Below are 12,013 nucleotides of genomic sequence, written 5' to 3' on the forward strand. Positions count from 1 at the left end.
GCGACGAGGAACCGTAACCGCGCATGAACTCCACAACGGTCAGAAACCTCCTGGTCCGCGGCATGCTCGCGGGCCTCGCCGCAGGCCTTCTCGCCCTGGTCGTCGCCTACTTCCTGGGCGAGCCGCGGGTCGACGAGGCCATCGCCTTCGAGGAGGCCCACGCCCATGAGCACGGCGGCGAGGAACCCTTCAGCCGCACCCTGCAGTCCACCACCGGTCTGAGCACCGGCGTCCTGGTCTACGGCGTCGCGTTCGGCGGCATCGCCGCTCTCGCGTACTGCTTCGCGCTCGGCCGGATCGGCCTCTTCGGGCCGCGCGCGAGCGCGCTGCTCCTGGCGGTGGCGGGGCTGGTCGCGGTCTATGTCGTCCCCTTCCTCAAGTACCCGCCCAACCCGCCCGCCGTCGGCAGCCCCGACGCCCTCGACCAGCGCACCGTGCTGTACTTCCTGATGATCGTGCTCGGCGTGCTCCTGGCCGTCGGCACCGTGATCCTGGGCAAGCGCCTCGCGCCCCGCCTGGGCAACTGGAACGCCACCGTCGCCGCGGGCGCCTTCTTCGTCCTCGCCGTAGGCCTGGCGTATGCCTTCCTGCCGTCCTACGACGAGGCCCCCGAGGGCTTCCCCGCCACGCTGCTCTGGCAGTACAGGCTGTCCGCCCTCGCGATCCAGGTGACCCTCTGGACCGCGTACGGCCTGGTCTTCGGGCACCTGGCGGAACGGCTCCTGGCTCCGCGCCCGGCAGCCGCCCGGGAGAAGGGAAGCGCCGCACAGGCAACTCCCGCCACTCGCTGAGCGATCGACCACATGGCTAAGGCTCCCCGGACTTCCGGGGAGCCTTAGCCATGTGTCCCGCACGTGTTCCCAATTTCTGGAACACGTTCTACGGTGTGCGCCGTCAGGTCCGGCCGTGGGGAGCCAGGAGGCGCCGTGCATCTCGAATACACGCCCGAGCAGCAGCGGCTGCGCACCGAACTGCGCGCCTACTTCGCCGAGTTGGTCCCGGCGGGCGCCCACACGCGGCACGCCGGACCGGCCGCGCAGAAGCGGTTCTACCGCGACACGATCCGCCGCCTCGGCACGGACGGCTGGCTGGGCGTGGGCTGGCCGAAGGAGTACGGCGGGCGCGGACTGACCGCCATGGAACAGTTCATCTTCTTCGACGAGGCCGCCCAGGCCGGCGTCCCGCTGCCGCTGATGGCGCTCAACACGGTCGGCCCGACGATCATGCGGTACGGCACCGAGGAGCAGAAGGCGTCGTTCCTGCCGAAGATCCTCTCCGGCGAGATCGACTTCGCGATCGGCTACAGCGAGCCCGACGCGGGCACGGACCTGGCCTCGCTGAAGACGCGGGCGGTCAGGGAGGGCGACGAGTACGTCATCAACGGGCAGAAGATCTGGACGACCAACGGCGACACGGCGGACTGGGTCTGGCTGGCCGTCCGCACCGACCCGGACGCCCCGCCCCACAAAGGCATCACCATGCTGCTGGTCCCGACCTCCGACCCCGGCTACTCCTGCACCCTCATCAACACCCTCGCGGGCCACGACACGACGGCCAGCTACTACGAGAACGTCCGCGTCCCCGTCTCCCACCGCGTCGGCGAGGAGAACAGGGGCTGGCGGCTGATCACCAACCAGCTCAACCACGAACGCGTCACCCTCGCCGCCCACGGCACCATGGCCATCCGCTCCCTGCACGAGGTCCAGCGCTGGGCCATGGAGACCAAGCTCGCCGACGGCCGCCGCGTCGTCGACCTGCCCTGGGTGCGCCGCCGCCTGGCCCAGATCCACACCCGGCTCGACGCGATGAAACTCCTCAACTGGCAGATGGTGAACGCCGTCCAGGAGGGCACCCTCACCCCCCAGGACGCCTCCGCCGTCAAGGTGTATGGCTCCGAGGCCCGCCGTGACGCCTACGCCTGGCTCATGGAGATCGTCGCCGCGGCCGGCGCCCTGAAGGAGGGCTCGGCGGGCGCGGTCCTCCACGGCGAACTGGAGCGCGGCTACCGCTCAGCGGTGATCTTCACCTTCGGCGGCGGCAACAACGAGATCCAGCGCGAGATCATCTCGTGGATCGGGCTCGGCATGCCGCGCGTCCGCCGTTGAGCTGTGTGTGACGAGGCTTTTTAGTTGGCACAAAAGCGGGATAGTTGGCACTGAGCGGAGCGCTTGCCTCACGCGCGATGAGCTTGGCTTGTTGGCGTCCTGGGCCAGCTGACCTGCTAATTTCTCAGGGCCAGCGCTACTGGGACGTGCGGGGCTGAGGCGGTGGCCGATACTCAGGTCACCGGCGTCCCGGATGTTGAACGGCGTAGGCCGATGTCACATACCGAGGATAGTTGGCACCGTGATTCTGTGGGATCAGGATGACGGCCGAGCGGTGATGCGGCAGTTGGCACTTCGCCGCGAGCACTGGAAACGCCGTCGACTCCGAATCCGCTGCGATGGCGGCTGACGGGGGGTGCCGCGACCTAGGCCCTGAGATGGCGCTGAAGGAGAAGCAGGCCGCGGCTCTCTCTGGGGAGCTGCTCATTCCCATGGCGGCGGCGATCGGCGCGGCTCTGTCGGGCAGGACCGACGAACAGGTGGCGGAGCAGTTCGACGTCAGCTTGCAATTCGCGGCCTGGCGTATGAATGCTTCAGGCGCTCGGAAAATCGCTCAGCGGACGCGTCAGAAGCGAGCGGCGGGAATTCGACGTTAGTCGATCAGGATCCCGCGTCGGCGCTGAGAGTGAGAGCGATGCCCCCGGCGCCTCGGCGCGGATGTTTGCGATATCGACGTTGCGTGTGACGGACCGTCGACGTCTGCCAGTCACCGACGAGTCGTTCCTTCGCATCCACGCTCGCCGGGCTCTGTCAGTGTCCAGTACAGATCTCCCGACGCCGACTGCACGCTCCAGGAGCTGATGTGCCCTGCGGCCGTCAATTGGTCAAGTGCATCCGTGAAATCCGTTGCGGCCAGCCCGCACTCGCGTGCCAGCTGATCCACTTCAGCTGTTCCATGGGTGCTCTCGGGAGCGGTATGGGCCTTGATACACATGGCAATGAGCTGGGAAAACGGGGCGCAGTCCATGCGGATGCCGCAAGCGGCTCGCAGCGCCCAGTCTGCGGCAGCGAGCCGGTCGGGACGGGCCGGGCATTGGGCGAAGAGCCCGACGTCGAGGAGCTGGATGACCACAGCGCGTGCGTTGGAGTGCGACGTGGGCAGGGTTGCGCATAGCCATCGTGCCTGGTGGAGATCCCGCCAGGAATCCGTGGCAGGTTCCAATCGAAGGCTGCGCAGTACCCCGAGCGGCAAGCGGACTTGAGCCGAGTCGTTCATGCGCAAGGCGCATTGCAGGGCGATCAGTCGGGCGGCAGGGCCGGTCTCAGTCGGCAGCGCGGAGGCGAGGTAGTTGAGCATCTCCCGCACCCGGGTCTGCCTGTCCGGGCCTCTGGGGCTTCGGTGCTTTCGACGGATGTCCGCATGCGCCGGCGGCGCCGTCGCAGCGTTGATGAACGTGTCGGGAATGACGGCCGCTTGTGAGGTAGCGGCGGCGCAGGCCGTGCACGCGTCCGCGAGGCGCCACAGCCGTCCGCCTCGCTCGCGTGCGAGCACGAGCCGGATGGGCCCACCGCAGCCTCGATGGCGCGGGTGCCAGCTGCAGCCGCGCTCGTGGCACTGGCAGGTACGAAGGTGAGCAGGGAGGAGATCGCGGCGAGCGTGTCGTGCCAGGTGGGCCAGGAGCTCCGACCGAGCGGACGTGCCGCTGAGCAGTCGGTCGCTGTGGGAGCACTGCTGGCATACGAGGATCGGTCCGCCGGGCTGCGGGCGCAGTTCCACGGTCCAGGCGCGCCGGACGCCGGGTCGCGTCGTGCAAAGCCTCATGGGGGGCGTGTTCCTCCCGTCATGTCTGCGCCGTACCCGCAGAGGGTGGGGTGGCCCGCACACGGTAGTGCAGACCTCTGCCCTTCACTTAATGGTGTCACCTGCAGAAATAGGGCAGATGTCTGCACTGACAGGGCAGTGGTCTGCACCGTCGGATTGTCGGGTGACGATCTTCCCGCCCGACCCGGATTTCGAGGCGCTGCGTCTGGAGCTTGCGCGGCTGCGGGCGGCGCGCGGCTGGACCTATGACGAGCTCGCTGCTCGAAGCGGCCTGGCCAGAAGGACGCTCATCGAGATTGAGCAGGGGCGCACCATCGGCACTCTCAAGACCTGGCACGCCCTCGCCCATGCCTTGAATACTCCACTCGACGAGCTCTTCGGAGCCGTGTGTGAGGGGCACGAGCCCCCGGGGCCGACCGGCGCTGACCGTTGACTGGGAGGGCTCGCGCCAATCACCCGGACCGGCGAAGCGACACGAACCTCTGATCGACAACTCGAATGTGCGTTTCACGGAATGGGGCTGTTCGAGGGACTCTCCAGCCTTGGCGCTGTGGATGCGGCGTGTTGCCTGGCACCTTCGCACGCATGCGTTCTTCATCCACACCGCGGCACTGGGACGACAGCCCCGCTGTCGCCTACCCCCGACGCTCACTGCGTATCGAGCACGACAGCCCCAGTCGGCTCCTCCGCTGCGCTCAGCGTGATCGCTGCCGAGAGTGCGGCAACCCGGTCGAGTGGTACCACCGCAGCTTTGCGCGGCCCGTCCGCCTGCACCCCCGGGAAGTGCCCGCGGCCGAGGTGCCCACCGCCTACCGTTGGCACGTCAGCTCTGGTGTCGCCCATCCGGCCGGCGATGGCAGAGCCTGGTGCCGCCTGGCTCACGCCCCAGTCTGTCCCGCCCGCGACGCTGCGCCCGAAGCCTCCGCGCTGGATGGGCTGCGCCGGGATCTGGCCCTGCACACACGCCGTCTGATTGACACCGGCGTGTTCACCCCGATCACCCCTTCGAGCCGGCCAATGGCACAACCGGACGGCTGCCGACCCGCCAGACCCGTAGTGCAGTTCCTGTATGTCCGCTACCTCGCTGCGCAACCTGTGGACGAAATCCAGTGCGTGGCGCAGACGCGGCATCGCGACCGCTGCTCGCAGAGGCTGCTCACTGCGGACGTCCCCGTGGGCGTCTGGAGGCTGGTACCCGCTACGGCCACACGGGGGCAACTGGCCTTGCCCTGTGAGCTCATGGCTGTATATGACCTCACCGCCCTGCCCTACGCCGAGCAGCTGCGCTGGCGCATGCAGCGCTGTTCCACCCACACCGCAACCCAGTCAGCAGCGGACCTCGCGCTGGCCGACTGGGAGCCCTTCGACCCCATGCTCCACCGCGCGCACATCCACAACCGCCTGCCGAACCACGTCCGTCATCCGCGCCCGACGCACCACGAGCATAGAACGGCTGGGTCGTGACCTCGCACCATGGCATTGAAATCCTGCTGACCAGGCCAGCCACCAATGGCGAGCTCCACCGAGCTCGTCGTACGGTGTCACTCGCAGCGAACGCCGACCGCACCCGGTTGATGGCCGTCCAGCCGGCCAGGACCCCCGGCCGCGCGCTGCGGTCACTACGGCGACGGCTGCACCACCTTCTGCCCATCGATGTCCTGACCACCCACTACCCCGACCAGCACGGGCAGGTCCTTCTCAATCTCGAGTTCAGCCGTACCGCGCGAGCGGCGATCCGCCAGGCCGCGACCGCCAGAGGACAGCGCCCCGGAGACTTCGTCGCCCGGAGCCTGACCGCAGCCCTCGATCGGAACGAGAGAGAACGCTCCCTGCAACTGACGGCGCAACTCGAAGGCCTGCTCGCTCTCCACTCCTCCGAGGACGTACTGGCTTGCACAGCCCACATCCTGCTCCGTCGTCGTGGTCCAGCCGTATCTGACTCGTACGCCGCCGGCCGCGCTGGGCGGAGCCAGTCTCACGCGCACCCGAACCCTTAGCCCTTCTCCTCCGTGGAGCCCTTGTTGCACACACCCACAGACGAACAGGCTCACGCTGTCGAAGCATTCCGAGATGGCCATCACCTTGTGCTGCAGGCCGGCGCCGGCACAGGAAAGACCAGCACGCTGAGCCTGCTCGCCGCGAGCACCAAACGCCGAGGGCGCTACCTCGCCTTCAACAAGGACATCGCACACGATGCCTCCGCACGCTTCCCGCGATCCGTGATGTGCAAGACCACCCACGCCACGGCCTACGCAGCCCTTGGCCACCGCTTCGCTCGCAGACTCAACAGCCCCCGCCAACCCGCGTGGAAGATCGGGCAGGCCCTCGGCATCACCTCTCCTGTCCGAATCGGAGATCACGAGATCAGCCACAGGACGTTGTCACACAGCGTCCTGCGCACGGTGACCCGCTTCTGCCACTCGGCTGATCGCACGCTGGCTTCTCACCACGTACCCGCGCTGCGCGGCCTGAGTGCGCCGGACGAACACGCCCGCCTCGCCGAGGTCGTGACGTCGTTCGCGGACAAGGCGTGGGGAGACCTGCAGAATCCCGAGCAGGGCGTGGTCCGTTTCGAGCATGACCACTACCTGAAGATGTGGGCCCTCACCGAACCAAAGATCGACGCCGACAGCCGCACTACGTCTCAGCCGGTCGAACCGCCCCGGCGTCTCAGCCGGTCGAACGGCCCCGCCCCCCTCACCCCAGCGTCGCGAGGAAGTCCGTGCAGGACTGGGCGCAGTCGCGGCAGGCCTGGGCGGTTTCCTCCCCTCCGGGGTCGTCGTCGAAGACGTGGGCGGATTCGAGGCAGACGGCTCGGCACCACTCCACCTGGACGCGGAGGCCGGCCTCGTCGAGGCGGGTCTGTTCGGAGAGGACACGACAGGTCGCGTCGCAGACTTCCGCGCACATGATGCCCTTGCGCCGCATACGTTCCTGGTCTTCCGGCCCGTCCGGATCGGCGAGGCTCGCGCGCAGTGCGCACGCCCGTGCACACTCGGTGCACGCCTGGGCGCACGCGAAGCGGTCCTCCAGGAACCGGATGAGCTCCTGCTGCGTTGTCGTCGAGGTCACGACGGTCGGGTAGCCGGTGCCGAACCCGTCAAACTCGGCAAACCCTCACTGAGCCCGTTCGTCGGTTCGCCGGTTCCCACGGGGGTACTCACATCTCATGAGTACGGAATGGATGGATATCGCCGTCAACCGACACCTACTGATCGGTATCGGGCCATTCGTCGCCGGAATCTTCATCGTGGCGATGCTGATCGGCGCCGTCTGGCTGGGCCGACGGGTACGGCGCAGTGAGCCGCCCCCGCCGCGCCCGGAGGAGCAGCCGCACCTTCCGGACGGTGGCGCCGTCCATGAGGAGCTGGTGGGCCGCGAGCCCGATGAGCTGGTCAAGAGCCGCTACCGGTTCACCCCGCACCAGCTGAAGTCCTTCGGCAACATGGGCTCCCGTCCGGTCCCCTCGAAGCCACGGCGGCGCTGGAGCAGGGGCAGCAGCGGCTCCTTCGGGGGCGGCGGACTCGGTTCCCACTGACCGGCCGCCCCGGTGAGCGAACCAGAACCGCGACATCGCGGAGATCACAGCGTGAGGAGGGCCGATGAAGGCCGTCGTGTGGCACGGGGTGGGGGACATCCGCCTCGACGACGTATCCGAACCCAAGATCCAGGACCGGCACGACGCGCTCGTCCGCATCACCACCTCGGCGATCTGCGGCACGGACCTGCACTTCGTGCGCGGCACCGTGCCGGGTCTCGAACAGAGCCGTGTCCTCGGCCACGAGGCGGTCGTGCTCGACACCACGTGAGCCGCCACCGACCCGAACCGTCCCGAGTGGAGTGAGACCCATGGCCGACCGCGGCACGCTACCGCTGCCCGACTACGACCACCTGCCGATCGGCTCTCTGGAGAGCCGCGTCCGCGCGCTCACCGCCGATGAGGTGGAGCAATTGCTCGCTTACGAGCACGCCCACGCCGACCGCCGCTCCGCGACCGAGGTCCTGACGGCCCGCCTGGAGCAACTGCGCTCCGGCGCCGAGCCGACCTCGGGTGACCCCGGCGCCGTACGCCCCGAAGAGGGCGAGCGGCGCAGGACCGGCTCGCCCGTGTCTCCGGCGACCTCGCCGGAGCCGATGAGTCCGCCCCCGCACGGGACACCGGACCAGCGGGGCAAGCCGAAGGGCGACCGCACCTGAGCGCTCCGTTGGAGGTCCGGTGCGTCGCCTGCGGGTCCGTCGTGGCTGGTCGCACCCCGCGGCGGAGCCGCTGATGTCACCGCCCCGCGCCCCTTTGAGGCGCTGCCGAACCGGACCGGACTTCACCGGACCCGCTCGGTTTCCGTTTCTCTCCGCCGGGGGACCCGTGTTCCGTGTTCTTCAGGACGAGGAGGGCCCGGGCCGCTGCCCGGGCCCGGCGCGGTGCGGAGCGCGCCACCGACGCACTGGACCGGCGGCTGCCCATCAGCGAGGGCGGTGGCCTGCTGCGCAAGGCCTTCCCCGACCACTGGTCGTTCCTGCTGGGTGAGCTGGCGCTCTACAGCTTCATCGTCCTGTTACTGACGGGCGTCTGGCTGACGCTGTTCTTCCACCCGTCCATGACGGAGGTCGTCTACGACGGCTCGTACCGGCCACTCGCCGGGGTGCGCATGTCGGAGGCGTACGAGTCGACTCTGCGCATCAGTTTCGACGTGCGCGGCGGGCTGCTGATGCGCCAGCTGCACCACTGGGCCGCCCTGGTGTTCCTGGCGGCCGTTGGAGTGCATCTGCTGCGGGTCTTTTTCACCGGCGCGTTCCGCAGGCCGCGCGAGGCCAACTGGGTGATCGGTGTGACGCTGTTCGTGCTGGCGCTCTCCGAGGGCTTCGCGGGCTACTCGCTCCCCGACGACCTGCTGTCCGGAACGGGGCTCCGCATCGCGCAGGGCATCATGCTGTCGATCCCGGTCGTCGGGACGTACGTCAGCTTCTTCGCCTTCGGGGCGCAGTACCCGGGCGAGGACATGATCCCGCGGCTGTACTCGCTGCACATCCTGCTCCTGCCGGGACTGCTGCTCGCGCTCATCACCGTCCATCTGATCCTGGTCTTCTACCTGAAGCACACCCACTGGGCGGGGCGCGGCAGGACGAACCGCAACGCCGTCGGCAAGCCGATGTTCCCCCAGTTCACGGCGAGCTCGGGAGGGCTTTTCTTCATCGTCTTCGGGGTGCTGACCCTGATGTCCGGGGTGGCGCAGACCAACCCGATCTGGGCGTACGGCCCCTATCGCACCGACCAGGTGTCGACGGGCTCGCAGCCCGACTGGTACGTGGGGTTTCTGGAGGGCTCGCTGCGGATCGTGCCGCCCTGGGAGACGACGGTCGCCGGGCACACCGTCATGTGGAACGTCCTGCTGCCCGCGGTGGTGCTGCCCGGCGCGCTCTTCGCCGTGCTGTACGCGTATCCGTTCTTCGAGAAGTGGCTGACCGGGGACCACGAGGAACACCATCTCTGCGACCGCCCACGGGACAACCCCGTCCGCACCGGGTTGGGGGTCGCCGCGATCGTCTTCTACGGCATCCTGCTCGCGGCCGGCGGCAACGACATCCTCGCGTACACCTTCGACATCTCGCTCAATACGCTGACCTGGGTGTTCCGGATCACCCTGGTGGTGCTGCCGCCGCTCGCGTTCACGGTGACCAAACGGGTCTGCCTCGCTCTGCGGGAGTCCGAGCTGGAGAAGCTCACCGAGGGCGAAGAGACGGGAGACGTACGGCAGTCGCTCGCCGGCGGATACACCGAGGGTCACGAGCCGCTGGACGAGGGGCGGCAGTACGTCCTGCGGACCCGGGAACTGCCCCGGCCCCTCGCGCCCGCGGAACCCGGCGGCGACGTGCCGCAGTTGCAGCGGCTGCGGGACACGCTGAGTTCCTGGTACTACGGCGACCGGGTCGAAGGGGAGGAGCCCGAGGGCGAGCTGGAGGAGTCTTCCGAGACCTCGCGCGAGCTCTGACCGGGCCGGCCCGCGCGTCCGGCGTACTGGAAGACCATGCCGAGCACCCCGTGCCCGAGCACACCGAGGCCGAGGAGGGCGAGCCACAGGCCGTAGACCACGCCGAGCGCCAGGACGACCGAGCCCGCGGCGATGGTGATCGGCCAGGGGCTGTGCGGCGGGAAGAAGTCCAACGGGCCCGCGGTGTCGATGACTTCCGCGTCCCGCAGGTCCTGGGCGCGGCGGCCCCGCCTGCGGTACTGCACATGGAGGAAGAACGCGACGAGCGCGGCCATCAGGAAGGCGATGGTCAGTACGGCCGTACCGGCGGGCTCCTGCGACCACCAGCCGTAGCCTACGGCGGTGCCGCCGAAGAAGGCCGCCACGCCGGTGAACAGCCAGGCCTCGGTCCTCACCGCTCCTCCTTCACGATCTGAGGGTGATTCAGGTCGAACGCCGGTGACTCGGAGCGGATGCGGGGCAGCGCCGTGAAGTTGTGGCGCGGCGGTGGCGAGCTGGTCGCCCACTCCAGGGAGCGGCCGAAGCCCCAGGGGTCGTCGGCGTGCACCCGCTTGCCGTAACGGGCCGTGCGCCACACGTTGTAGAGGAACGGCAGCGTGGACAGGCCGAGCAGGAACGCGCCGAGGGAGCTGACGGTGTTGAGGAGGGTGAAGCCGTCCGCCGACAGGTAGTCCGCGTACCGGCGCGGCATGCCCTGCTGGCCGAGCCAGTGCTGGACGAGGAACGTGGTCTGGAAGCCGATGAAGAGGGTCCAGAAGTGGATCTTGCCGAGGCGTTCGTCGAGCATCTTGCCGGTGAGTTTGGGCCACCAGAAGTAGAAGCCCGCGAACATCGCGAACACGACCGTGCCGAACAGCACGTAGTGCAGGTGCGCCACGATGAAGTGCGAGTCGGTGAGGTGGAAGTCGAGCGGCGGCGAGGCGATGAGCACTCCGCTCATGCCGCCGAGCAGGAACGTCACCAGGAAGCCCATGGACCACAGCATGGGTGTCTCGAAGGACAGCGAGCCGTGCAGCATGGTGCCGATCCAGTTGAAGAACTTCACGCCCGTCGGCACGGCGATGAGGAAGGACATCAGCGAGAAGAACGGCAGCAGCACGGCCCCGGTGGCGAACATGTGATGCGCCCACACCACCGCGGAGAGCATGGTGATCACGATGGTCGCGCCGATGAGCGGGATGTATCCGAAGATCGGTTTGCGGCTGAACACCGGGATGATCTCGGAGACGATCCCGAAGAACGGCAGCGCGACGATGTAGACCTCCGGGTGCCCGAAGAACCAGAACATGTGCTGCCACAGCAACGCCCCGCCGTTCGTGGCGTCGAAGATGTGGGCGCCGAACTTCCGGTCCGCCTCCAGGGCGAGGAGGGCCGCGGTGAGCACGGGAAACGCGGGGAGGATCAGGATCGAGGTGAACAGCACGTTCCAGGTGAAGATGGGCATCCGGAACATGGTCATGCCGGGGGCGCGCAGACACAGGATGGTGGTGATGAAGTTGACCGCGCCGAGCGTGGTGGAGACGCCGGTCACCACCAGGCCCATGGTCCACAGGTCACTGCCCGCACCGGGCGACCGGACGGCGCTGTTGAGCGGCGCGTAGGCGAACCATCCGAACGACGCCGCTCCCCCGGGCACGAGGAACCCGGCGACCACCATCAGACCGCCGAACAGGTACAGCCAGTACGACAGGGCGTTGAGTCTCGGGAACGCGACGTCCGGCGCGCCGATCTGCAGCGGCATCAGGGCGTTCGCGAACCCGGCGAACAGCGGGGTCGCGAACAGCAGCATCATGACCGTGCCGTGCACCGTGAAGAGCTGGTTGTACTGGTGATTGGTGAACAGTTGCAGCCCGGGGCGGGCGAGTTCGGCCCGCATCAGCAGGGCGAGGACTCCGCCGAACAGGAAGAAGGAGAAGGAGGTGACCAGGTAGAGGTTGCCGATCACCTTGTGGTCGGTGGTCGTCGCCCAGCGAAGCAGCGCCCGCCCCAGGGTCCGGCCGGTACGCGTACGCGACGGCGCCTGCCGCGCCGGGGTCACCCCCCTGTCGTCCACCGCCATGCGCAGCAGAGTACCCACGGGCATCCCGGACATGTCGCCCTTGCGGTCCGGGCGTGTTCCAGGCTCCCCGGGCCCCAGCTCACGCTCATGGGGTGCCGCG

The 12,013-nt window shown here is 68.5% G+C and carries 13 protein-coding genes and 2 pseudogenes; 11 read left to right on the forward strand and 4 right to left on the reverse strand.

Annotation, left to right across the window (positions count from 1 at the left end; genetic code table 11):
- Positions 1-23: 23 nt before the first annotated feature.
- The 3 genes from ACWD3C_RS10030 (at position 24) to ACWD3C_RS10040 (ending at position 2,701) form a co-directional block, all read left to right on the forward strand.
- Positions 24-791: a CbtA family protein gene (locus ACWD3C_RS10030; protein WP_451142042.1), complete on the forward strand. Its 768-nt coding sequence runs from the start codon at positions 24-26 to the stop codon at positions 789-791.
- 135 nt (positions 792-926) lie between these two features.
- Positions 927-2,105, forward strand: coding sequence for an acyl-CoA dehydrogenase family protein (locus tag ACWD3C_RS10035; RefSeq protein WP_451142044.1), 1,179 nt, complete (start codon positions 927-929; stop codon positions 2,103-2,105).
- Between the two features lie 377 nt (positions 2,106-2,482).
- A complete protein-coding gene (locus ACWD3C_RS10040; protein WP_451142046.1) occupies positions 2,483-2,701 on the forward strand; it encodes an ImmA/IrrE family metallo-endopeptidase in 219 nt (72 codons plus the stop codon).
- A 110-nt stretch (positions 2,702-2,811) separates the two neighbouring features.
- Here the strand turns inward: ACWD3C_RS10040 and ACWD3C_RS10045 are convergent, their stop codons facing one another.
- Positions 2,812-3,597: a hypothetical protein gene (locus tag ACWD3C_RS10045; RefSeq protein ID WP_451142048.1), complete on the reverse strand. Its 786-nt coding sequence runs from the start codon at positions 3,595-3,597 to the stop codon at positions 2,812-2,814.
- A 433-nt stretch (positions 3,598-4,030) separates the two neighbouring features.
- Here ACWD3C_RS10045 and ACWD3C_RS10050 point away from each other — a divergent pair, with 433 nt between their 5' ends.
- From ACWD3C_RS10050 to ACWD3C_RS10065, 4 genes and pseudogenes are all read left to right on the forward strand, one after another.
- Entirely contained in the window at positions 4,031-4,300 is a 270-nt protein-coding gene (locus ACWD3C_RS10050) for a helix-turn-helix transcriptional regulator (RefSeq protein ID WP_345566346.1), read from the forward strand.
- Between the two features lie 152 nt (positions 4,301-4,452).
- Positions 4,453-4,833, forward strand: a pseudogene (locus tag ACWD3C_RS10055) (DUF6083 domain-containing protein); the annotation flags it as partial.
- Between the two features lie 273 nt (positions 4,834-5,106).
- Positions 5,107-5,331, forward strand: coding sequence for a hypothetical protein (locus ACWD3C_RS10060; RefSeq protein WP_451142292.1), 225 nt, complete (start codon positions 5,107-5,109; stop codon positions 5,329-5,331).
- Between the two features lie 557 nt (positions 5,332-5,888).
- Positions 5,889-6,497, forward strand: a pseudogene (locus ACWD3C_RS10065) (DNA helicase); the annotation flags it as partial.
- A gap of 67 nt (positions 6,498-6,564) precedes the next feature.
- Here ACWD3C_RS10065 and ACWD3C_RS10070 read toward each other — a convergent pair.
- Entirely contained in the window at positions 6,565-6,939 is a 375-nt protein-coding gene (locus tag ACWD3C_RS10070) for a ferredoxin (RefSeq protein ID WP_451142050.1), read from the reverse strand.
- 97 nt (positions 6,940-7,036) lie between these two features.
- Between ACWD3C_RS10070 and ACWD3C_RS10075 the strand changes: the two genes are divergently transcribed.
- From ACWD3C_RS10075 to qcrB, 4 genes are all read left to right on the forward strand, one after another.
- Entirely contained in the window at positions 7,037-7,405 is a 369-nt protein-coding gene (locus tag ACWD3C_RS10075) for a DUF6479 family protein (RefSeq protein ID WP_451142052.1), read from the forward strand.
- Between the two features lie 64 nt (positions 7,406-7,469).
- A complete protein-coding gene (locus tag ACWD3C_RS10080) occupies positions 7,470-7,676 on the forward strand; it encodes an alcohol dehydrogenase catalytic domain-containing protein (protein ID WP_451142054.1) in 207 nt (68 codons plus the stop codon).
- A gap of 40 nt (positions 7,677-7,716) precedes the next feature.
- Positions 7,717-8,064: a hypothetical protein gene (locus tag ACWD3C_RS10085; protein WP_451142056.1), complete on the forward strand. Its 348-nt coding sequence runs from the start codon at positions 7,717-7,719 to the stop codon at positions 8,062-8,064.
- Between the two features lie 173 nt (positions 8,065-8,237).
- Positions 8,238-9,854: a cytochrome bc1 complex cytochrome b subunit gene (gene qcrB, locus ACWD3C_RS10090; protein ID WP_451142058.1), complete on the forward strand. Its 1,617-nt coding sequence runs from the start codon at positions 8,238-8,240 to the stop codon at positions 9,852-9,854.
- Here the strand turns inward: qcrB and ctaF are convergent.
- Positions 9,779-10,249: an aa3-type cytochrome oxidase subunit IV gene (gene ctaF / locus ACWD3C_RS10095; protein WP_451142060.1), complete on the reverse strand. Its 471-nt coding sequence runs from the start codon at positions 10,247-10,249 to the stop codon at positions 9,779-9,781. The genes qcrB and ctaF overlap by 76 nt on opposite strands.
- Positions 10,246-11,913, reverse strand: a complete 1,668-nt coding sequence (ctaD, locus tag ACWD3C_RS10100; RefSeq protein ID WP_451142062.1) for an aa3-type cytochrome oxidase subunit I — start codon at positions 11,911-11,913, stop codon at positions 10,246-10,248. Before ctaD ends, ctaF begins: the two co-directional genes overlap by 4 nt.
- Positions 11,914-12,013: the final 100 nt, after the last annotated feature.

This window comes from Streptomyces sp. NPDC002845, assembly GCF_053591955.1.